Raw genomic sequence first — 22,459 nt, 5'->3', positions numbered from 1 at the left:
GGTTTTTAAGTTAATCCAATACAATCGGTTTGTATTTCGGAACCAGCGTCTTCATCACGATCCAGCCGATGAGGTAAGCCACGGCGCAGATGCAGAAGACGACGAAATATCCGGCGGGCTTACCCTCGAAACCCATGAACTGCATCGCCGTTTCGTCGGCATATACGAACAGCCAGCCGGCGAACCATTGCAGGATCATCGAGCCTACGCCGCCGGCCATGCCGCCGATGCCCGTCACGGTGGCGATCGCCGACTTGGGGAACATGTCGCCGATGGTCGAGAAGATATTGGCCGACCACGACTGGTGCGCCGCGCCGCCCAGACCGATCAGGATGATCGGGAACCACGGCGAGATCGTGCCCATGGGCTGCGCCAGCAGCACCAGCAGCGGAATGAACGCGAAGATCAGCATGGCGCGCATGCGTGCCGCATAGGGGTTCAGCCCCGTCTTGTTGATGATGATCGTCGGAAGCTTGCCGCCGTAGATCGACAGCATCGTGATGGCATAAAGCGTGAAGATCAGCGCCACGCCCAGCCCTTCGGACATCTTGATCCCGAACTGCGAATTGAGGTACGAGGGGGTCCAGAAGAGGAAGAACCACCACACGCCGTCGGTCATAAACTTGCCGAAGGCGAAGGCCCACGTCTGTTTGAACGAGAGCGTTCTCCAGAACGAGATCTTCTCGCCCTCCTGCTCCTTGCCGACCGTCTCGCCGTCGACCACTTCGTGCTGGTCCTGCTCGATATACTCCAGCTCGGCGGCATTCACCTTCGGGTGGTCCGAGGGTTTCTTGTACATGAAGACCCAGAAGCCCATCCAGACGAAGCCCAGGGCGCCGATCACGATGAAGGCCATCTCCCAGCCCCAGGCCTTCGCCAGCAGCGGAATGGTCAGCGGGGCGAACAGCGCGCCGATCGAAGCGCCGGCATTGAAGATCGAGGTGGCGTAGGCGCGGTCCTTCTTGGGGAAGTACTCGGCGGTCACCTTGATGGCTGCCGGGAAGTTGCCCGCCTCGCCCAGGGCGAGGATGCAGCGCGCGGCGATGAAGAAATACATGCTGACCATGGCGATGGTCGCGGCCAGGGCCGACCCGGCCTCGACGGCGCGCAGCGCGGCGGCGTCGGGAAGCCCCACCCATGCCTCGGTGGCGATGCCGCAAAGGGCGTGCATGCAGGCTCCCATCGACCAGACGCCGATGGCCCACAGATAACCTTTCTTGGTGCCCATCCAGTCGATGAAACGGCCCGCGAAGAGCATGCAGACGGCATAGACGATCGAGAAGATCGAAGTGATCAGCCCGTAGTGGTACTCGTTCCAGTGGAATTCGGGCTTGATGAACTCGTCCCACGTCAGCGAGAGCACCTGACGGTCGAGGTAGTTAACAGTCGTTGCGAAGAAGAGCATCGCACAGATGATCCAGCGATACTGCGTCATCTTCCCAGCGAGAGTCGATTTGTTGTTTGTCATTATGGGGTTTAATTAAGTAGTGTTCAGGAATTGGTGAGCCGTAGGAACGGCGTCCGGCGGCGGAGCGGGGCCGCCGCCGAACTACCGAACTTACGGAATCGGTTTTAACGCACCCGGGCGATCACGTCCAGAGCGAAACGGCATTTTTCGGTGATCGCCGCCCAGTCCTTCGCGGCGACGACCTCTTTCGGGAAGAGCTGCGAGCCCATGCCCACGCAATAAACGCCGGCCTTGAACCACGCCGTGAGGTTCTCCTCGGTGGGTTCCACCGCTCCGGTGGCCATGATGTTCGACCACGGCAGCGGGGCCTTGACGTTCTTGACGAACGACGGACCGCCCACGTTGCCCGCGGGGAAAACCTTCGTCAGGTCGCAGCCCAGTTCCTGCGCCGTGCCGATCTCCGTCACCGAACCGCAGCCAGGGGTGTAGGGAACCAGATGGCGGTTGCAGACCCTGGCCACCTCGGCGTTCAGGTAGGGACCCACGACGAAGTTGGCGCCGTACTGCATGTACATCGCGGCCGTCGGGGCGTCGACCACCGAACCGATGCCCAGGATCATCTCCGGGCACTCCGCGGCGGCGAATTTCACCAGACGGATGAACACCTCCGAAGCGAAATCGCCGCGGTTGGTGAACTCGAAAGCGCGCACGCCGCCTTCGTAGCAGGCTTTCACGACCTGCTCGGCCACGTCGGCGTCGGCATGATAGAATACGGGAACCATGCCGGTCTTACCGATGGCCTCCAGAACTTGCATTTTATTGAAGCGAGCCATAATTTTTAATTCTTAATTTTTCATTTTTAATTATCTCTGCACCCGGCCGCTGGCATTCCCTCCGGCCAACGACTCGACCTCCTCGGCCGATACGAGGTTGAAGTCGCCGTTGATCGTGTGCTTCAGGGCCGATGCCGCCACGGCAAATTCGAGGGCCTCTCCCTGCGTCGGCTTGGTCAGCAGGCCGTGGATCACGCCGCCCGAGAACGAGTCGCCGCCGCCCACGCGGTCGATGATCGGGTCGATGTCGTAACGCTTCGACTCGTAGAACTCCTCTCCGTTGTAGATCATGGCTTTCCAGCCGTTGTGCGTCGCCGAGAACGACTCGCGCAGGGTCGAGATCACATACTTGAACCCGAACGTCGCGGCCATCTGGCGGAAGATGCCCTTGTAGCCCTCGGCGTTGGTCTCGCCGCCCTCGACGTCGGCGTCGGGCTTGAACCCGAGGCACAGCTCGGCGTCCTCCTCGTTGCCGATGCAGACGTCGACATACTGCATCAGCGGCTTCATGATCGACTGCGCCTTCTCCTTGGTCCAGAGCTTCTTGCGGAAGTTCAGGTCCACCGACACCGTCACGCCGTGACGCCTGGCGGCCTCGCAGGCCAGACGGGTCAGTTCGGCGGCCTTGTCCGAAATCGCGGGCGTGATGCCCGACCAGTGGAACCAGTCGGCGCCCTCCATGATGGCATCGAAGTCGAAATCCTGCGGATCGGCCTCGGCGATCGACGAATGCGCACGGTCGTAGATCACCTTCGAGGGACGCATCGAGGCCCCGGTTTCGAGGTAGTAGATACCCACGCGGTCGCCGCCGCGGGCGATGAAATCGGTCCTCACGCCGTATTTGCGCAGCGCATTGACCGCCGACTGGCCGATCTCGTGCTTCGGGAGTTTCGAGACGAAGTAAGCCTCGTGGCCGTAGTTGGCGCACGAAACGGCCACGTTGGCCTCGCCGCCGCCATAGACGACGTCGAACGAATCGGACTGAACGAAGCGCGTGTTTCCGGGCGTCGAAAGACGCAGCATGATTTCACCTAATGTTACGATTTTCATGGTATTATGACAGCTTAAAATTTGAAATAGTCCTTGGCGTTGCGGTAGCAGATGCCCTCGATGATCTCCCGGCCGATGAAGTCGATCTCCGAGGCGGGCAGCAGGCCCTGCTCGATGTCGTTGCCGACGAGGTTGCACAGCGTGCGGCGGAAATACTCGTGGCGCGGGTACGAAAGGAACGACCGCGAGTCGGTCAGCATGCCCACGAAGCGGCTCAACAGACCCAGCGTCGAGAGGGCGTTCATCTGTTTCTCCATGCCGTCCTTCTGGTCGAGGAACCACCACCCCGATCCGAACTGGATCTTCCCGGCGCCGTAGCGGCCGTCCTGGAAATTGCCGATCATCGTGGCCACCAGCTCGTTGTCGCGCGGATTGAGGTTGTAGATGATGGTCTTCGCAAGGCGGTCGTTGCGGTCGAGCATGTCGAAGAATTTCGACATCTGCCTGCCGACCGCGAAGTCGCCGATCGAGTCGAAGCCCGTATCGGGACCCAGCCGGCCGAACATGCGGCTGTTGTTGTTGCGGATGGCGCCGTAGTGGAACTGCTGGGTCCAGCCGGCCTCATGGTCCATCGTGGCGAACTCGACCAGCATGGCGGTCTTGAACTTGCGGATCTCCTCGGGCGTCAGCGTCTGCCCGCCGTATACCTTATTAAAAATAGCGTCGATCTCGGCCTGCGTATAATCCTCGGCGTAGAACTCCTCGATGCCGTGGTCCGAAAGGCGGCAGCCGACCGACCCGAAGAACTCGTGACGCACGCGCAGCGCGTCGATCACATCGGCGAATTTCGTGATCGCGACGCCCGAAACCTCCGAAAGCTTCTCCATATAAGCGCGGAAATCGGCCGGAACCTCCACGGCCATCGCCTTGTCGGGACGCCACGTGGGGAGCATCCTGGTCGCAAAACCGTCCTCGCGGACCTTGATATGGTGTTCGAGCGAATCCACGGGATCGTCCGTCGTGCAGACCGCCTCGACGTTGTAGCGGCGCATCAGGCCGCGGGCGTGGTATTCGGGACGCTGCAACAGCGCCGTGCAATGGTCGTAAATTTCGCGGGCCGAAGCGGGGTTGAGCAGTTTCGTCACCCCGAAGGCGGTCTTCAATTCGAGATGGGTCCAGTGGTAGAGCGGATTGCGCATCGTATAGGGAACCGTCTCGGCCCACTTCTCGAACTTCTCCCAATCGGTCGTATCCTTGCCCGTGCAATACTTCTCATCGACCCCGTTGGTGCGCATGGCGCGCCATTTGTAGTGGTCGCCTTCGAGCCAGATCTTCGACAGGTTGTCGAAACGGTGGTCCGAAGCCACGTACTCGGGAATCAGGTGGCAATGGTAGTCGATGATCGGCATCTTGGCCGCATGGTCGTGGTAAAGACGCTGCGCAGTCTCGGTCTGCAACAGGAAGTTGTCGTCGTTGAACTGTTTCATAAAAAATAAAAGCTATCGCGGTTAAATTTCTATACGTATCAGGCTCTTTTTCATAACGTAAAATTAGTAACTTTCCGCCACTCGGAATATGAAAAATTACCGAATTAAATAGAATATTTGCCGTTTTGGTTGACCAATATACGGAAAAATTGTAAATTTGCCTACAAACAACGGAAAAACTTCAATTCTAATTTTATGAAAAAACCGATTATGTGGGTTGCAGCCCTCCTGACGGCCTCCTGCACACCCGCTTTGAAGGTCGAAGTCGCCAACACGACCCCGACCGAACGCGATGACGAAACCGTCGAAATCGCCTGGTCCGAAGTCGCCGCGCTCAAAGGTGTGACGCCGGACAACATCGTCGTCCTGAACGACGACAACGAGCAGATCCCCTCGCAGGTCCTCTTCCGCGGCGGAACGGAGCCGCAGGCGCTGATCTTCCAGACCGACGCCGACCCGATGGAAAGCAAGCGGTTCAAACTGGTCACAGGCCAGCGCGAGAACTACCCCGCCGAGGCGTTCGGCCGCACGGTTCCCGAACGTTACGACGACTACGCCTGGGAGAACAACAAGGTAGCCTACCGCCTCTACGGCCCGGCGCTCGAAACCTCTCCCGAGAAGCTCGTCACTCCGGGCATCGACGTATGGGTGAAGTGCACCGACAAACTGGTGATCGACGAGTGGTACGCCCGGGGCAACTACCACCACAACTACGGCGACGGCATGGACTGCTACAAGGTGGGCGTGACGCTCGGTTCGGGCGCATCGCTGCCCTTCGCCGGCGGTAAATTCTGGATGATGGGACACAACTACGCCACGGCCCGGACGCTCGACAACGGCCCGATCCGCACTTCGGTCGAATTGACCTACGCCCCGTTCGATGTCGACGGCACGCCCGTGACGCTCACCAAGATCATCTCGCTCGACGCCAACCAGCGCTTCAACCGCATGGACAACATCTACGAAGGAGCATTCGCCGAGATGCCGATCGCCGCGGGCTTCGTGCGCCACGACGTGAAACAGATGCAGCGCGGCGAAGGCTGGATGGCCCTATGCGAGGCCGTTTCGGACTCGAAAAACCCCGCACGCGACGGCGACATCTACCTGGGCGTGATCCTACCGGGAGCCGAGATGCTTACGGACACGCTGGGCCACGCCGTAGCCGTCAAGGCCGTGAAACCCGGCCGGACGCTGACCTACTACGCCGGTTCGGGCTGGAGCCAGGGCGGCGTGGAGGACATGAAGGAGTGGATCGAAGAGATCGGGCAGGCGCAGGCCGCCGCCGTGACGCCGCTCAAAGTGACGGTCCTCAACTAAAAATCCATCCCAAAAAGGGCAGGCATATCATCCTGCTTTTTCCGAAAGGCCCGGTCCGACGACCGGGCCTTTCTCTATCGGAACCCTTTCCCGAAGCGGGCGCAATCCGGCTTGCGATTGTCCGGCTTTTTACGTATATTTGTAACTCCTATTTCACAAAAATCATGGACAGACAAAAGATCGTTACCTTCGGGGAGATCATGCTGCGTCTCACGCCGCCCGACTACCTGCGTTTCAACCAGACGAACCTCTTCCGCGCCAGCTACGGCGGAAGCGAGGCCAACGTCGCCGTATCGCTGGCCAACTACGGCCTGCAAAGCGAATTCGTCACCCGCCTGCCGGACAACCGGGTAGCCGACGCCTGCATCGACGACCTGCGCCGCTACGGCGTACGGACGGACGCCATCCTGCGCGGCGGCAAGCGGCTCGGGATTTACTACATGGAGGAGGCCGCCGCGATGCGCTCGTCGCACGTCGTATACGACCGCGCCGACTCGGCCTTCGACACCCTGCAACCGGGGATGATCGACTGGGACGGAATCTTCCGCGGCGCCTCGTGGTTCCACTGGTCGGGGATTTCGGCCGCGGTGAGCGCCGGCACGGCGGCCGTGTGCGCCGAGGCGATTGCGGCGGCGCACGCGGCGGGACTGACCGTCTCGTGCGACATCAACTACCGCAAGAACCTCTGGAAATACGGCAAGGAGCCGCAGGAGGTGCTCCCGCCGCTGATGGAGCAGTGCGACGCCTTCTTCGGCACGGACGACGAATACGAAAAGGTGCTCGGCATGCAGCTGCCGCAGTTTGCGGCCCGCGACACCGCCTACCGTCCCGATACGGCGGGTTACGAACGGGCCTCGGCGGAGGTTGCGGCGCGCTTCCCCCGCTGCCGGAGCATCGTCTTCGGACTGCGCAGCGTATTGAGCGCCAACCACCACCTGATCTCGGGAACGCTCTACACGGGCGGACGTCTGCACTCCACGCGGGTTTACGACATCGACCCCGTGGTCGACTGCGTCGGCGTGGGCGACGCCTTCGTGGGCGGATTGCTCTACGGAATGGCCGCGCATCCCCACGACGCCCAGTTTGCGCTGGACTTCGGAACCGCGGCCTGCGCGTTGAAAAACACCGTGCCGGGCGACTACAACCAATTCACGGCCGCAGAGGTCGAACAGCTGGCCCGCGGCTCCGTCTCGGGCCGCATCGCCCGCTAACCGGCGTAAGACGCCGGATTCAGGGTGCGGCCGGTTTACCGGAACGCTGCTCCCCGGCTCCGCGCCCGCACGGCCAAAAGGCGGGATTCAGGGTGCGGGGCGTTTTCATAATGCCATTTACCCCCCCCCTCCATATGCAAAAAAGCCCGGCTTTCCAGCCGGGCTTTTTTCATAACGCCTGCCGAACGGGCGGCAGCGCAACTCCGTTCAAAGAGCGGGACCGGCGAACCATCGCCGCTGAATCCCCGCCCGTCAAGCGGCTATTCGATGCCTTTCACCTGCTTGTAAAGGGCATTGTAGGTGTTGTACTTCTCCATGATGCCGGCCTCGTCGCGCAGACGGAAGCAGATGGATTTGAGGAACTCCAGCGTATCAACATCGTCGGGTTTGATCTGGTGCGCCTTCTCGAACCAGGGCACAGCCTCCTTGTAGACATCGTTGACGACTTTCAGATCGGCGTCGTAAACCGCCTGGCTGCTGTACTGCTTCTCGTTCATCTCCTTGTTGAGCGCGTCGCCCTTGATCGTATAGAACACACCCAGGTAGTAGTTGCCCTCGAACAGGTCGGGCTTCAGCTCCACGACCTTCTTGAACGATTCGATGCTCTGATCGTAGTCCTTCAGCGCGTAGAAGATACGGCCGCGGCCGAACCAGAGGTCCACGTTCGACGGGTTGTCCTCGATGGCCTTGTCGATCAGCGCGATCAGGTCGGCGGGGTCGCCCACGCCCTGCTCCGCGGTGTAAAGCTGCATCAGGCCGTCGAGAATGCGCTCGTTCTTCGGGAACTTCCCGATACCCGTCAGCAGCACGTCCTTCGCTTTCATAATATTTCCCTTGTCGAGGTCCTTCTGTCCGTAGAGGCAGTGGAAGAGGTAGTAATAGATATTACCCTCCTCGTCGGCATAGTCCAGGTCGATGGCCTTGGTCAGGTACTCGCCGCCCTTGGTGAACGACTTGGGGTTGTTCGAGCCGTCGACGGTCAGCAGGTAGCCCGCATAGTAGAGCAGCGCGGGGTCGGCCTTCTCGTAAGCCGGGCTGGACTGCGCCTCGAAAGCCGTCACGTAAGCGTCTGCGGCCTCGACGTAGTTGCCCGAGTCGATGCCGACGTTGCCCACCTGCGAGCAGAAGTCGCTGACCTGCTTCAGACCCTCCTTGACCTTCTCGGCCGTCTTGGGATCGAGTTCATAAGCCTTGTTGTAAGCCTCGATGGCCTTCTTGGGAGCGTCTTTCAGCACCCATTTGCTCTGCTTCCACGTCACGACCTTGTTGTCCTTGACGTAAGCCGTGAAATAGGGATACACCCATGCATCGTACTCCGTGCCGTTGAGCGTCTCCTTCGTCGTCGACTTGGGTTCGCCGACAGCCAGTTTCAGCATCGTCGGTTCCATGTTGGCGAAGATGCTCTTCGTAGGCTCCACGGCCACCTCGTAGAAAGCCTTGCCGCGGGCGAGCCACGTCGCGGCCTTCGCCGCCTTCTTCTCGTTGGCGATGTCGGCGTCGCTCTTTTCGATCTTGGCGAGAAGGGCTTCCTTGTTCACTTTCTGGGCTTTCACGGCGGGAACTGCCACGAGCAGCGCCGCAAGAGCCGTCAAAATCGTTTTCTTCATGGTAAACTGAAATTTTAAAGTTTTGTTGTTTCTTTTTCTTATTCCTCCGCGGGGGCGGCTCCGGGGGTTTCGCCTCCGGTCTCAACGCCTTCCGCGGGCTGCACTTCCTCCTCTTCCCCGGCAGCCGGCACGGCCATCACCGAAGCAATGGCGTCGCCCTCGCGGAGGTTGATGATACGCACGCCCTGCGTAGCGCGGCCCGCGAGGCGGATATGGCTGACAGCGGTGCGTATGGTGAGTCCCGAACGGTTGATGATCATCAGGTCGTTGTCGTCGGTAACGGCCTGTATCGAAATTAGTTTGCCTGTCTTTTCCGTAATGTTGATGGTCTTCACGCCCTTTCCGCCGCGGTTGGTGATGCGGTATTCGTCCAGATCGGTACGCTTGCCGTAGCCGTTCTCGCTCAATACCAGCACGTCCTGCTTCGAATCGGGTTCCACGCAGATCATGCCGACCACCTCGTCCCCGTCCTCGATCGAGATGCCGCGCACTCCGGCGCCGACACGCCCGATCGGACGCACCGTCGATTCGTTGAAACGGATGGCCTTGCCGTCGCGGGCGGCGATCATCACCTCGGCGTTGCCGCTGGTGAGCTTGGCCTCGATCAGCTGGTCGCCCTCGCGGATGACGATGGCGTTCACGCCGTTCTGGCGCGGACGCGAGTAGGCCTCCAGTTTGGTCTTCTTGATCGTGCCGTCCTTGGTGCACATGATGATGTAGTTGTTGTTCACGTACTCCGCATCGGCCAGGCTCTTGACGTTGATGTAAGCGCGGACCTTGTCGTCCGGCTCGATCTGGATGACGTTCTGGATGGCGCGGCCCTTCGACGAACGGGCGCCTTCCGGAATCTCGTAGACCTTGAGCCAGAAGCAGCGGCCCTTTTCGGTGAAGAAGAGCATCGTATTGTGCATCGAAGCCACGTAGATGTGCTCGATGAAGTCCTCGTCGCGCGTGGCGCTGCCCTTGGCCCCCACGCCGCCGCGGTTCTGCGTGCGGTATTCGGCCAGCGGCGTGCGCTTGATGTAGCCCATGTGCGAAATGGTGATCACCATGTCGTCGTCGGCATAGAAATCCTCGGGATTGAACTCCTCCGAAGCGTAGACGATCTCCGAGCGGCGTTCGTCGCCGTACTTCTCCTTGATCTCCAGCAGCTCGTCCTTGATGATCTGCATCTGCATGCCGACGTTCGCAAGCACCTCCGTCAGGTGGGCGATCAGCTTCTCCAGTTCGTCGCGCTCGGCGAGCAGCTTGCCCCTTTCGAGTCCCGTTAGGGCGCGCAGGCGCATTTCGATGATGGCCGAAGCCTGGATGTCCGACAACTCGAAACGCTCGATCATCGTCTGCTTGGCGGCGTCGGGCGTCTGCGAGGCGCGGATGATGCGCACGATCTCGTCGATGTTGTCCTGCGCGATCAGCAAACCCTGCACGATGTGCAGACGCTCCTCGGCCTTGCGCTTGTCGAAGCGCGTGCGGCGCACGACGACGTCGTGGCGGTGCTCGATGAAGTATTTGATCAGGTCGCGCATCGGCAGCATCTGCGGCCGGCCGTTGACCAGCGCGATGTTGTTCACGGCGAACGACGTTTGCAGCGGCGTGTTCTTGAACAGCGTGTTCAGCACCACGCTCGCAACGGCGTCGTGCTTCAGGATAATGATGATCCGCAGGCCGTTGCGGTCCGACTCGTCGTTGATGTAGGAGATGCCGTCGATCTTCTTGTCATTGATCATGTCGGCGATCTTCTTGATCATCTCGGCCTTGTTGATCATGTAGGGAATCTCCGTGATGACGATGCACTCGCGGCCGCTGGGCGTATGCTCGATGTCGGTCTTGGCGCGCATCATCACGCGGCCGCGGCCCGTCAGCATCGCCTCCTTCACTCCCTCGTAGCCGTAGATGATACCGCCCGTGGGGAAGTCGGGCCCCTTGACGTAGTGCAGCAGCTCCTCGCCCGTGATCTCCGGGTTGTCGATATAGGCGCAGCAGGCGTCGACCACCTCCGAAAGGTTGTGCGGAGCCATGTTCGTGGCCATACCGACGGCGATACCGCTGGCGCCGTTGACGATCAGCAACGGGATTTTCGTGGGCAGGACCGTGGGTTCGGGAATCGTGTCGTCGAAGTTCAGCGTCCAGTCGACCGTCTCCTTGTCGATGTCGGCCATCACTTCGTCCGTGATTTTCTTCATGCGAGCCTCGGTGTAACGCATGGCGGCAGGCGAGTCGCCGTCCATCGAACCGAAGTTACCCTGTCCGTCGACCAGCGGGTAGCGCATCGACCAGTCCTGCGCCAGGCGGACCATCGCGTCGTAGACCGACGTGTCGCCGTGGGGGTGGAACTTACCGAGCACGTCGCCGACGATACGGGCGGACTTACGTGTGGGTTTGTCGGAGTAGAGGTTAAGCTCCGCGCTCATATCGTAGAGGATGCGGCGGTGCACGGGCTTCATGCCGTCGCGCACGTCAGGCAGCGCACGCGACACGATGACCGACATCGAGTAGTCGATGTACGCCGATTTCATCTGCTCTTCGATATTGATGGGGATGATACGCCCCGTCAAACCGGCATTCTTTTCTTCTTCAGTTAACATATTAATACTTAATTCTGTTATTCTTCGTCTTTCCGTTTCGAAGCAGGCTTTCGCGGCGTCCCGCCGCGTTTACATACTTGGCCCGCTCCGGCGCCCGCCAAGGCGGGAGCCTCGTCGCATCGCGACCGGAATTTCGACCGAATTATCTCCAATTCAAATTTTCAACGCTCACAAGCGCCGCAACCGGCCCGTTGATACCCGTCGAAAATTACCGTTCTTTTAACGAACAAAAATACGATTTATTTCCGGTTTGAGCAACTTTAGGGGAATAAATCTGCTTCGTGGGCGCGATATTTTCAGCGGACCACCCCGTTTTTGCCCCTTTTCCGGCGATCTGACGGCCCGAAAAAAATCTCCCGGCAAACTGCCGGGAGAAAGACGGATTGCAGAACGGTCCGCGACAAAGTCGAGCGATCACTCCGCACCTTTGGCCGGGCACGCCTCCGCAAGCGCATTGAGCTTCACATTGACCCAGAGCATAAGCACCAAATACAGGAGTCCGCACGAAAGACAACAGCAGAGGGCCAGTTCCCCGGAGACATCGCGGGGCACGACCCGGTTGCAGAACAACTCACACAACTTAATACCGACACTCGTTAAAAGCGGCACGGACCACGCCAGCACGAGTTTCAGCCGGATGATACGCCGGTCGACGCCGCAGGCCCGCATTCTGGGGCGGACGATATGTTCCACTACCGGAAAAATAAACGAAAAAGCGACGAACATAACGACTGCAAGGGGAATGATCCACCCCGTAGGCCTCCACTTTCGGTATTCGGATACGGCAAAAACGATAGCAACCGCATAATGCAACACCCCCAAGACCGCAAACCCCGCCAACGTAAAACCTAATTCATCCATAATAGATTAAATTTAAAGTGTTCAACATGCGTCAGGACATCCTAAAACAAATATAAGATAATATTTTAATAAATAACATGAATTTATGTTAAGATTTATTATCCTTGACGCATTTATTAAAAACACACATTAAACAATCCATCCTCCCTGCATTCGGCGACAGCAAACGGCGCGACAATTTGTCATTTACGCGGGATTTCCACCATTGCGCCCACGATCTCGACGCCCCGAAAAAAAAATCTCCCGGCAAACTGCCGGGAGAAAGACGGGTCACCTGCCTTTCATCCGATGCCAGCGAATCGAAAATCCGACCGTGGCATAAAAAAACAATAGTCGGAAAAACCTCCCTTATAGCAATCCTGATAGCGCACACCCAAACCGACGAAAGGCGGTATTTTCAGGTCCGCCCACTCCCAACGCACGCCCAGATCGTAATAGCGGAAATGCCAGCTGCCGCCGAGCGTATTGCCCGCTCGCACCGCTATTTCGAGCCGGTCGCGGGTGGTATGAAGCGGAGCGTATCCGAAGCCCAGTCCGAGCTGTCCGGCCTGTTCGTAGCTTTTCACGCCACCGGCCTTGAACAACCCGGTCGTCGCCGTAACCGGTATGAAAAGGGAAAAACGCCCATCGAAACGATAACCGACAATTGCCTCGACATCCATCCCTCGCTGCGCCACTCCGTCGCTTTTCGATCGGGCCAAAGCCCGCAATTCGGCCCGTAGAAAAACGCCTTTGTCGTTATTCGCAAAAGATTGCGCCTGCACGGCGATCGCGCTTCCGAACAGACAGGACAGCAATAACAGAATTTTTTTCATAACTTTTCGAATTAATTTCCCATTTCCTCCGTTTCCCCGACTTCGCTCTCTCCAGGATCGCCTTTGTTCCGAATTCTGCACGATATTTATAAAATCTTCCCAATAAGCAGACAACAGCGCCTTGCAGAAATTTTCGCATTAAGGTCAGCCCCCCCTCTTGCATTACCTGTTCAGGAACTTCCTCCCCCGGGAGTCGCTTTTGAACAAGCGTCCAACGACAAGCCCCCCAAACGCAGAAACCAAGCTATTTTTTAATATTTCAGCCAAGCAATCAAATAAATATCAACACAAAAGCATCATAATGCAAATATATTAAAAAAACACATTTACCAAGACATAATAATATATAAAACAAACACCAATTATTAAAATAACAGAAGAAACCGATTCGCAAAAACAACGGGCGCCCCAAAGGTCGCCCGGAAGATCATTTCAGCCGATAAAAACACCTACCCCGACAACCGGGCCGAAGCACCGCCGGGAACAGCCACCGGTCGGCGCAAACGACATCCATTTTCATGGGATATTCAATTATCGGGATTTGACACACAGGAATCGGGTCGCGTCCGGAGAACCCGGAACCGTCCGGGAGCAATCCGGCCCGGCGGCACGCGTATCAGCGGCGGACAGCGGCTCCGCGATCCGGAGCCGCGAACGGCGAAAATCGAAGATCACGCGGAAGCGTTCGAAGAAACGGATGCCCAGAAATCCGTGCCCCGGAAGCCGCATACGGTTTTCAAGCAGCAGCACAGGCTGGCCGCGAAAAGTATAGGCATCCATAAAGATCACCTCGGCAGGCCGGATCACCGGCAGCCGTTTGCCGGCGGAGGTTCGTCCTTCCAGTTCCTGAATGCGCGAGCGGGAAACGAATTTCTTCACTTCGGGCTTGTAAGCAAAGAGCGCCAGCAACATGGCATTGCCCAGATCCACGACCAGTTCCGCCGGTTCAGCGACACGCCGGCCGCGGTCGTTGACAAACGCCAATGAACTTTGCAGGCAATACATCCCCGACCGTTCATCGCGCGTCATATCCCAGGCCGTCCAGCCGCCGCCCTCTCCGGGCAGTTCCTCCTCCGCGAGCAGTTCCAGACGCCCCCGGGCGATGTCGAGACCGAAGATGCCGGGCGTCGCGGCGCTGTCGGTCGTAAACCGGTTCAAGGGCCAGAGCAGATCGCCCTTACGGCCGCCCATATCCACCACGTAAGTGTCGCACAGACTCCGGGAACCGCTCACCGAGAGGCCGGGAGCCAGTTTGTAACGCGCCGCGTAATTCGCCCCGACAGCCATGCGGAAACGGACCGCGGAGTCGAGTTTTTCAAGCCGGAAAAGATCGGGATGCGACCACACGAGCGCACTGTCGATCAGCGGAAAGGCAATTCCCGATTCGAGCATGGCCCGCGCCGGAATCGAATCCTGCAACAGGACTTCGGCATAGAGATGCCCGCCGTCGCGCATCAGCGGCAGCGACCGTTGCGCATGCGCGGAAAATGCCGCCGACAGCGACAGCGCGCAGCATACCGCCCGGCGAAGACCGCAATGCCCCCGGCGGACCCGGTCAGCGGAAGTCGATGAATTCGTAGCCCTCATAATTTTTCGGATCGAACCGCCGGACGTGCCCAGCGAGGGGCGCGACCTCCAGCACGTTCACCAGCACCTGTTCGCCGTCGTAGTCGTACGAAAGCGAGCGGGGGCGCATCGTAGCGGTGTCGACCGTCAGCGTGACATCGCCTGCCGGGGAGTCGTTCCCGGCGGCGGGCGTCAGCCGCACGACGGCGCGGCCGTCGGCTTCGGAGACGAGCGACGGCGTATATTCGCTGCCCAGAAAATCGAAGGCCCGGACCGGATTGTTCAGGATGTTGCGGCTCGCGGTGTCGACCTCCGTAACGGTCACCTCGCGGCGGCGGTTGTCGACCTCGCGGCGCACGGCTCCGTCGGCGAAAACCTCCGCGTCGCCCAGCACGAGGTAATAGCTGTCGCCTTCCACGACATAGCTGCCGCGGGCTTCGTAGTCGCCCGAGACGACCCCGAACTTCACGCCGTAGCCGTCCATCTCACGGAATCCCGCCGCAAGGCGTTCCAGTATCTCCGTGGCACGAGGCTGCGCCGCATTGCCTTGCAATATGCCGCAAAACAATACGGCAATGAAAAACAAACAATGAAAAATGAAAAATTTTCGTCTCCCCATAGCGTCAGCTCCCGCAATTTTCAATTCCTAATTTTTAATTCTTAACCACAGGAACTGGGATTGTTTTAAGCCGAGGACTTAAAACAATCCCAGTTCCTGCAATTTCGCCTCCAGCGAAGGCAAGTCGTGGTAGAGGATGTCGCGCGGTTTGGCCCCCTGCTGGCGGCCGACGATGCCGGCCCTTTCGAGTTGCATCATAATGCGGCCGGCGCGGTTGAAGCCCACCTCGTAGTTGCGCTGGATCATCGAGGTCGAGATCTGACCTCCGGACACGGCGTCGCGGGCGATCTCGGCAAAGAGCGAGTCGTATTTCACGGGCGCCGAGGACTCCTCGCTGCCCATTTGAGCGTCGCCGCCGTCGGGCGTATAGTCGGGCAGCGTGTAGGCCTCGGTGTAGCCCTGCTGTTTGGAGATGTATTCGCAGATGCGCTCGACCTCGCGGGTCTCGACCAGCGCACACTGGATACGCGTCAGGTCGCCGTCCTTCGAGAAAAGCATGTCGCCCCGGCCGATAAGCTGATTGGCCCCCGGCTGGTCGATGATCGTGCGCGAGTCGATCATCTGCATCACACGGAAGGCGATGCGGGCCGGGAAATTGGCCTTGATGCCGCCCGTGATGACCTTCACGTCGGGACGCTGCGTGGCGATGATCAGGTGGATGCCGATGGCGCGGGCCTTCTGGGCCAGACGCATGACCGGTCCCTCGACCTCGCGGGCCGTCATTATCAGGTCGGCAAACTCGTCGACCACCACCACGATATACGGGAGGTAGCGATGTCCGTTCATCGGATTCAGCCGCCGCGAGGTGAATTTCTCGTTGTACTCGGCGATGTTTCGCGCCCCGGCCTTCTTACACAGTTCCAGACGGTTGTCCATCTCCGTACAGAGCGAGTTGAGCGTATAGACCGCCTTCTTGGGGTCGGTGATGATCGCGTCGTCCTCCGACTCCATCTTGGCCAGGAAATGGCGTTCGATCTTGGCGTAGAGCGAGAACTCGACCATCTTGGGGTCGATCATCACGAACTTCAGCTGCGCGGGGTGTTTGCGGTACAGGAGCGAGGTGATGATGGCGTTCAGCCCCACGGACTTGCCCTGTCCCGTGGCTCCGGCGACCAGCAGGTGCGGCATCTTGGCCAGGTCGAAGACGTAATTTTCGTTCTGGATCGTGCGCCCGATCACCACCGGAAGCTCGGCCTTCGACTCCTGGAAACGCAGCGAACGCACGGCCGAATACATCGAAACCACCTGCTTGTCGCGGTTGGGAACCTCGATGCCGATGGTTCCCTTGCCCGGAATCGGCGCGATGATGCGGATACCCAGCGCCTTGAGGCTCTGCGCAATATCGTTTTCGAGGCCCTGCACCTTCGAGATCTTGATTCCCTGCGCCTGCACGATCTCGTAGAGCGTCACCGTGGGACCCACCGTGGCCTTGATGCGCTGGATCGGAATGCCGAAATATTTGAGCGTCTCCTCGATCTTGGTCTTGTTCTCGAAAATCTCCTCGTCCGAGACCTCCGAATCGGAAATGTAGTCCTCCAGCAGCGTCACGGGCGGCTTGCGGTAGTTCACCAGGTCCTTCAGCGGGTCGTAGCTCTCCGTGGGGATCGCCTTCTCGTCGAGCAGTTTCGCCTCGTTGGCCTCGACCGTCACCACGACGCCCTCCGGCTCCGCGGCGGGCGCATCGTCCAGCACGGTGATCTCGGTAAAGGGCGCATCGGGATCGGACTGTGCGGCCTCCCTCTCCGGAACCTCCTCCGGGGCAGGCTCCGCAGGCACGGCGTCGCGCACCGCAGGGCGTTCCAGCTCGACCAGCCCGCTGCGGCCGATCACCACACGGCCCTCGGGACGCGAAAGGTCCACCTCGATGAACTCCCCGTCCTCCGCGGGAGGGGGCGCCTGCTCCGCGGCAGTCTCCCCGGCGACGGGTTTCCCGTCGGGCGTCAGTTCGAGGAAGGGATTTTCGTCCTCTTCCGGCGCGGACTTCCGGGCCGCAACGGGCTCCGACGGACGTTCCACACGGATCGGGGCGGGTTTTTGCGCCGCGGGTTCCGCCGCTTTCGGCGGCGCGGGCTGCGGTGCGGCCGCCTTCGGCCCGGGTTTCGGAGCCGGTTCGGGAATATCCTCCGCAACCCCGTCCTCCCCGGCCGCACATCCGTGCGGCACGACTTTGTGCTTGAGGATCTCGACGACCTTCCCGCTCTTATCGACCACCACGTTGCCCGCCTCGTTGACCTTGTTGATGAAGTTGCGGTTGATGAAAACACCCGTCAGTATCCAGCCGCCGACAAGCAGGATCAGCGTTCCGAAAGCCCCGATATGCGTGCGCAGCAGGGCCGAAGAGGCGATGCCGAAAGCGCCGCCCCACCCCGTCGAGCAGCAGAGGCTCCAGCGGTCGGCGAAGGCGAATCCCAGCGTCAGCGACCCCAGGATCATAATCAGGAACAGCGAAAGGATCGAATGGTTGAACAGCAGCGGCCGCTGACGGACGATCCGCACGCCGACCAGCACGATCATCGCGGGAATCAGAATGCCGAAAAGCCCGAACGAATGATCGACCAGCAACATCCCCAACCGCGCTCCGGCCCAGCCGCAGAGATTTTCCGGTTCGATGCCGAGCGTCACCCGTTCCTCGACCGATTTTTGCAGCCCGCTCTGGTCGGCGGCCCAGCTGAAAAACGAAAAGAACACCGCAGCGGCGGCGAACAGACCGATGAACAGCAGCAGCAGTCCGGCGATCCAGCGCGCACTGTCGCTGTTGGAACGCTGAACGGCCTGCCGGCTGTTGGAGGATGTATTTTTAGATGCCATTCCAGAATGTCGCTATTATCGAGCGAAGGTACGAATTTTTTCCGACAATTCCGAAGGCGCCGCAAACTTTTCAATCGCCCGGAGCGATTCCGGCCGGAAGCGTTCCCGCCCGCGAATGAGGGGGAGGGTATGGAGCCGGGAGCGTCTTACAGGTACGCCGCAACCTTCCGTTCGAGACGCAGGCGGTAAAGCTCGTCGGCGAAGGTGCGGAACGTGAGCGCGGGGCGGTTATCCGCCGAAGCGCGCAGGCCGTAGCGGTCCAAAAGCTGCCCGACGCGGCGGGCGACGGCGGGCGACGGGTCGACGATCGCGGCCCGTCCGTCGACGATGCGTTCCATCACGGGCGTCAGAAAGGGATAGTGCGTACACCCCAGCACGATCTGGTCGGCGCCCCGCGCCAGCATCGGCTCCACGGCGGCGCGCACCGCGGCTTCGGCCTCGGGCGTATCCTCCCGGTCCCCCTCGACCAGCTCCACGAAACCCGTGCCCGGGTAGGTCAGGACTTCGATGCCGCTGCCGTACCGGGCGGCCGTGCGGCGGAACAGCTCGCCGTCGAGGCTCCGTTCGGTGGCCAGCACCCCCACCACCCCGCTGCGGGTCGCCAGGCAGGCCGGTTTCACGGCCGGCTCCATGCCGACGATGGGCATGCCGGCGTATTTTTCGCGCAGGAAGCCGATGGCCGCGGCCGTGGCGGTGTTGCAGGCCACGACGACCATCTTGCAGTCCAGCTCCACGAGCCGCGCCACGGCGGCGTCGGCCAGCGCCTGCACCTCCTCGCGGGGCCGCGAGCCATAGGGGCAATTGGCGCCGTCGCCGAGGTAGGCGAGCGATTCGCCGGACAGCGCACGCCGGACCTCGCGCCAGACGGTCAGTCCGCCCAGCCCCGAGTCGTAAATGCCTATGGGTCTGTTGTCAGCCACGGTCGGAGAAAGTTTGCACGATATGTTCGACCAGCTCGTCGTCGGACATCGGGTCGCAGTCGACGACGAGCGAAGCCTGCGCGTAGAACGGTTCGCGGGCCGCCATGTCGCCGCGCATGAAGGCCACCAGCTGTTCGTCGTCGAGACCTTGCAGACGGGGCCGCTTGCGGCGTCCGTAGGGGCTTAACCGCCGGGCGATCTGCTCCGGCGAGCGGCGCAGGTAGACCGTATGCCCGACGGCGTTCATGCACGGCATGTTATCGCGCCACGTGGGCAGCCCGCCCCCCGTGGAGACCACGGCGAAGGAGGCTCCGGCGATCACCTCGTCGAGGACCCGGCGCTCCGCCTCGCGGAAACGCTCTTCGCCCTCGTAACGGAAGACGTCGGCCACGGAGGCGCCTTCGCGCTCCTCGACCAGCGCGTCGGTGTCGATGAAATCGACGCCCAGACGCCGCGCCAGCTTGCGTCCGAGGGTGCTCTTGCCGCAGCCCATATATCCGACCAGAAAGAGAGGTTTCATCGCAGGCGGTTCGTTAAAACAGGTTCAGCTGTTCGGGGTCGATCATCTCGCCGGCGTCGCCTTTCGGACGCTCCACCTCGAACTCCACGCCTCCGACGATCGTTCCGGCCGAGGGCTGGCCCGCCGGAGCCTTTCCCGGGGCGGGCTTGGCGCCGAGCGGCTCCTTCAGGGCGGATTTTCCGGAAGCTTTCCCCTCTGCCGCAGCGCGTTGCGCCGCGTCAGCTGAAGCGTCCGTCAGCTGACCGTCGTCAAGCGACTCATCCTCCGAAGGTTCCGGTTCGGGAGGCAGTTCGGGTTCGATCATCCGCAGCCGGTCCACGTCGTAGGTCGTCAGGCGTTTGCCCTTGGCGCGGTGGCTCTTGACGCCCACGAACTCGTCGACGTCGATCACATCCGCGGGCCGCGAGGCGTGCGCCCCCTTGTAGGTGATCTCCAGTTTGGCCCCGGCGCGGTCCGTCACGCAAATGAAATCGGCGTCGGCGTCGAGGAAATCCTGAATCTTGTCCGACATCTCGGCCGTGAAACGCTTCATGTAGTAATACTTCTGGCCGCGGTCGTAGTAACACAGGCTGTAAACCCGGTCGGACTCGTAACGCGCCACGAGGACCGTGTCGTCGGGGAAGTGCTGCATCAGGTCGTAGCCCGTGATGTAGTACTGATTCTTCGAGGTCCAGACGATCAGGCGGTCGTCGCCCTTGAACTCGCCGAGCAGCTTGCCGCGCCCGTCGGCGTTCAGCCGGCGGACATCTTCGTCGAACCAGATGTCCTGCCCCCCGAGCGTCGAGGTGCCGCGCTCCTTCAGCACGATCTTGTGGATGCCGTAGCGCGAGAACAGATTGCCCTGGCTCTGGCGCCCCTTGATGGCGAGGGTCGAGAAATCGAGATCGACGATCACCTTCTTCAGGCGCGGACGGGGCTTGAAGTAAACCTTCAGCACCTCGGCCTCACCGTTCGGATTGACAGACATATACAGTATCTCGCTCTTGGCGGTTCCCTTGGTGATGTCGTACTCCTTGTCGCGCGTGATGCCCTTGATGGCGCAGCGCTTCATCATAATCGCGCCGTTCTTCCCGTCGCGGTAGAGAACGTTGTAGATCGTGCGGTCGTCGTTGCGCTTGAAGACCCCGATATAATAGATGTTTTTATCGAAGAAGGCCTTGTCCGAAACCTTGGTGATCACGTAACGCCCGTCTTTCGTGAAGACGATCACGTCGTCGATGTCCGAGCAGTCGCAGACGAATTCCGCGTCCTTCATGGATTTGCCGATGCCGAAGAACCCTTCGGCCCGGTCCACGTACAGCTTGGCGTTCGTGACGGCCACCTTCGTCGCCTCGATCGAGTCGAATTCGCGCAACTCGGTGCGACGCTCCCTGCCCTTGCCGTACTTGTCGCGGATGCGCTCGTAGTAGGCCACGGCGTATTCGGTGAGGTGGTCCAGGTCGTACTGCGTCGACTTCAGGTCCTCCTCGATCTGGCGGATCTCGTTGTCGGCCTTCTCGCTGTCGTAACGCGAAATACGGATAAATTTCAGCTCGGTGAGCTTCTGCACGTCTTCAAGCGTCACTTCACGTCGCAGCCGCATCTTGAAGGGTTCCAGACCCTTATCCACGGCGGAATAAGCCTCCTCGCGGCTCTTGCACCCCTCGATCAGCTGGTAGAGCCTGTTCTCGATGAAGATGCGTTCGAGCGAGGCGGCGTGCCATGCCTCGCTCAACTCGCCCAGCCGGATTTTCAGCTCCAGCCCCAGCAGCGACTTGGTGTGCTCGGCCGAGCGGCGCAGGATCTCCGAAACCCCGAGGAAGTGCGGCTTCTCGTCCCAGATGACGCACGAGTTCGGGGCGATCGACACCTCGCAGTCGGTGAAGGCGTAGAGCGCGTCGATGGTCTTGTCCGACGACTCGTCGGGCGAGACCTGAATGACGATTTCGACCTTGTCGGCCGTATTGTCGTCGACCTTTCGGATCTTGATCTTGCCCTTGTCGTTGGCCTTGATGATCGAATCCTTGATCGACTCGGTGGTCGTGGTATAGGGAATCTCGGTGATGGCAAGCGTCCGTTTGTCGATCTTCGAAATCTTCGCCCGCACCTTCACCGTGCCGCCGCGAAGGCCGTCGTTATAGCGGCTCACGTCGGCCATGCCGCCCGTCGGGAAGTCGGGGTAAAGCTGGAAATCACGTCCCTGGAGGTGCGCAATGGCGGCGTTGATCAGCTCCACGAAGTTGTGGGGCAGGATTTTCGAAGCCAGTCCCACGGCGATGCCGTCGGACCCTTGGGCCAGCAGCAGCGGGAACTTGATGGGCAGCGTAACGGGTTCCTCCTTGCGGCCGTCGTACGACAGCATCCACTCCGTCGTCTTCTTGTTGAAGACCACGTCGAGGGCGAATTTCGAAAGACGCGCCTCGATATAACGGCCCGCGGCGGCCTCGTCGCCCGTGAGGATGTTGCCCCAGTTGCCCTGACAGTCGATCAGCAGGTCCTTCTGCCCCAGCTGCACCAGCGCGTCCTTGATCGACGCGTCGCCGTGCGGGTGGTACTGCATGGTCTGGCCCACGAGGTTGGCGACCTTGTTGTAACGGCCGTCGTCGACGACCTTCATCGCATGAAGGATACGCCGCTGGACGGGTTTCAGTCCGTCCTCGACATGCGGCACGGCGCGTTCGAGGATCACGTACGAGGCGTAGTCCAGGAACCAGTTCTTATACATGCCCGTGAGCTTGCGGACGCCGCCCTCCTCCTGCGTCAGGCGGTCGAATTTGCCCGCCTTGGCCGGAGCCTCGGCCACAGGCGTTTCGTCCGTCGCGTCGTCCGCGGTTTCGGGAGTCGAGGCGTCCTCGTTGAGCGCTTCGTCGCGCCCCGTCTTATCGTTCTCTTCCGCCATGAAATCGGAATTTTTAATTTTTAATTCTTAATTT

Annotated in this window: 16 protein-coding genes; 2 read left to right on the top strand and 14 right to left on the bottom strand. The window is 60.4% G+C overall.

Annotated elements, in window-relative coordinates:
* Positions 1–10: 10 nt before the first annotated feature.
* The 4 genes from BHV64_RS10925 to uxaC all read right to left on the bottom strand — a co-directional run bounded on the left by BHV64_RS10925 (position 11) and on the right by uxaC (position 4,718).
* Positions 11–1,435: an MFS transporter gene (locus BHV64_RS10925; RefSeq protein ID WP_015545920.1), complete on the bottom strand. Its 1,425-nt coding sequence runs from the start codon at positions 1,433–1,435 to the stop codon at positions 11–13.
* A 137-nt stretch (positions 1,436–1,572) separates the two neighbouring features.
* Positions 1,573–2,241, bottom strand: a complete 669-nt coding sequence (locus BHV64_RS10920; RefSeq protein WP_168949181.1) for a bifunctional 4-hydroxy-2-oxoglutarate aldolase/2-dehydro-3-deoxy-phosphogluconate aldolase — start codon at positions 2,239–2,241, stop codon at positions 1,573–1,575.
* 30 nt (positions 2,242–2,271) lie between these two features.
* Positions 2,272–3,291, bottom strand: a complete 1,020-nt coding sequence (locus BHV64_RS10915; protein WP_022062280.1) for a sugar kinase — start codon at positions 3,289–3,291, stop codon at positions 2,272–2,274.
* A 14-nt stretch (positions 3,292–3,305) separates the two neighbouring features.
* Positions 3,306–4,718 (bottom strand): glucuronate isomerase, encoded by a 1,413-nt coding sequence (uxaC, locus tag BHV64_RS10910; protein ID WP_022062279.1) that lies wholly within the window; start codon positions 4,716–4,718, stop codon positions 3,306–3,308.
* A 195-nt stretch (positions 4,719–4,913) separates the two neighbouring features.
* Here uxaC and BHV64_RS10905 point away from each other — a divergent pair, with 195 nt between their 5' ends.
* Positions 4,914–6,035 (top strand): DUF4861 family protein, encoded by a 1,122-nt coding sequence (locus BHV64_RS10905; protein WP_138265573.1) that lies wholly within the window; start codon positions 4,914–4,916, stop codon positions 6,033–6,035.
* 164 nt (positions 6,036–6,199) lie between these two features.
* Positions 6,200–7,246, top strand: a complete 1,047-nt coding sequence (locus BHV64_RS10900) for a sugar kinase (RefSeq protein ID WP_015545917.1) — start codon at positions 6,200–6,202, stop codon at positions 7,244–7,246.
* Between the two features lie 260 nt (positions 7,247–7,506).
* Here the strand turns inward: BHV64_RS10900 and BHV64_RS10895 are convergent, their stop codons facing one another.
* From BHV64_RS10895 to BHV64_RS10850, 10 genes are all read right to left on the bottom strand, one after another.
* Positions 7,507–8,853: a tetratricopeptide repeat protein gene (locus BHV64_RS10895; RefSeq protein ID WP_138265574.1), complete on the bottom strand. Its 1,347-nt coding sequence runs from the start codon at positions 8,851–8,853 to the stop codon at positions 7,507–7,509.
* A gap of 38 nt (positions 8,854–8,891) precedes the next feature.
* The gene (gene gyrA / locus BHV64_RS10890; RefSeq protein ID WP_288115934.1) at positions 8,892–11,438 is read right to left on the bottom strand and encodes a DNA gyrase subunit A; all 2,547 of its coding nucleotides are present in this window, start codon (positions 11,436–11,438) and stop codon (positions 8,892–8,894) included.
* A gap of 414 nt (positions 11,439–11,852) precedes the next feature.
* A complete protein-coding gene (locus BHV64_RS10885; RefSeq protein ID WP_138265576.1) occupies positions 11,853–12,131 on the bottom strand; it encodes a hypothetical protein in 279 nt (92 codons plus the stop codon).
* A 449-nt stretch (positions 12,132–12,580) separates the two neighbouring features.
* Entirely contained in the window at positions 12,581–13,114 is a 534-nt protein-coding gene (locus BHV64_RS10880) for a hypothetical protein (protein WP_288115932.1), read from the bottom strand.
* A 531-nt stretch (positions 13,115–13,645) separates the two neighbouring features.
* Positions 13,646–14,701, bottom strand: coding sequence for a hypothetical protein (locus BHV64_RS10875; protein WP_157359439.1), 1,056 nt, complete (start codon positions 14,699–14,701; stop codon positions 13,646–13,648).
* Entirely contained in the window at positions 14,670–15,266 is a 597-nt protein-coding gene (locus BHV64_RS10870; RefSeq protein ID WP_288115929.1) for a hypothetical protein, read from the bottom strand. The genes BHV64_RS10875 and BHV64_RS10870 overlap by 32 nt, the downstream gene beginning before the upstream one ends.
* A gap of 111 nt (positions 15,267–15,377) precedes the next feature.
* Positions 15,378–18,107, bottom strand: coding sequence for a DNA translocase FtsK (locus tag BHV64_RS10865; protein ID WP_288115923.1), 2,730 nt, complete (start codon positions 18,105–18,107; stop codon positions 15,378–15,380).
* Positions 18,108–18,253: 146 nt separating this feature from the next.
* Positions 18,254–19,027 carry a glutamate racemase gene (gene murI, locus BHV64_RS10860; RefSeq protein WP_288115919.1) on the bottom strand — a complete coding sequence of 258 codons (774 nt, stop codon included), beginning with the start codon at positions 19,025–19,027 and terminating at the stop codon, positions 18,254–18,256.
* A complete protein-coding gene (locus BHV64_RS10855) occupies positions 19,020–19,547 on the bottom strand; it encodes a shikimate kinase (RefSeq protein ID WP_015545910.1) in 528 nt (175 codons plus the stop codon). Before BHV64_RS10855 ends, murI begins: the two co-directional genes overlap by 8 nt.
* A gap of 13 nt (positions 19,548–19,560) precedes the next feature.
* A complete protein-coding gene (locus BHV64_RS10850; RefSeq protein ID WP_015545909.1) occupies positions 19,561–22,425 on the bottom strand; it encodes a DNA gyrase/topoisomerase IV subunit A in 2,865 nt (954 codons plus the stop codon).
* Positions 22,426–22,459: the final 34 nt, after the last annotated feature.

It is taken from the genome of Alistipes sp. 56_sp_Nov_56_25, from assembly GCF_001915285.1.
In the GTDB taxonomy this organism is placed as follows: domain Bacteria; phylum Bacteroidota; class Bacteroidia; order Bacteroidales; family Rikenellaceae; genus Alistipes; species Alistipes shahii.
The sequence above is the reverse complement of the archived record's forward strand: the minus strand, read 5'-3'. Positions and strand labels throughout refer to the sequence as shown.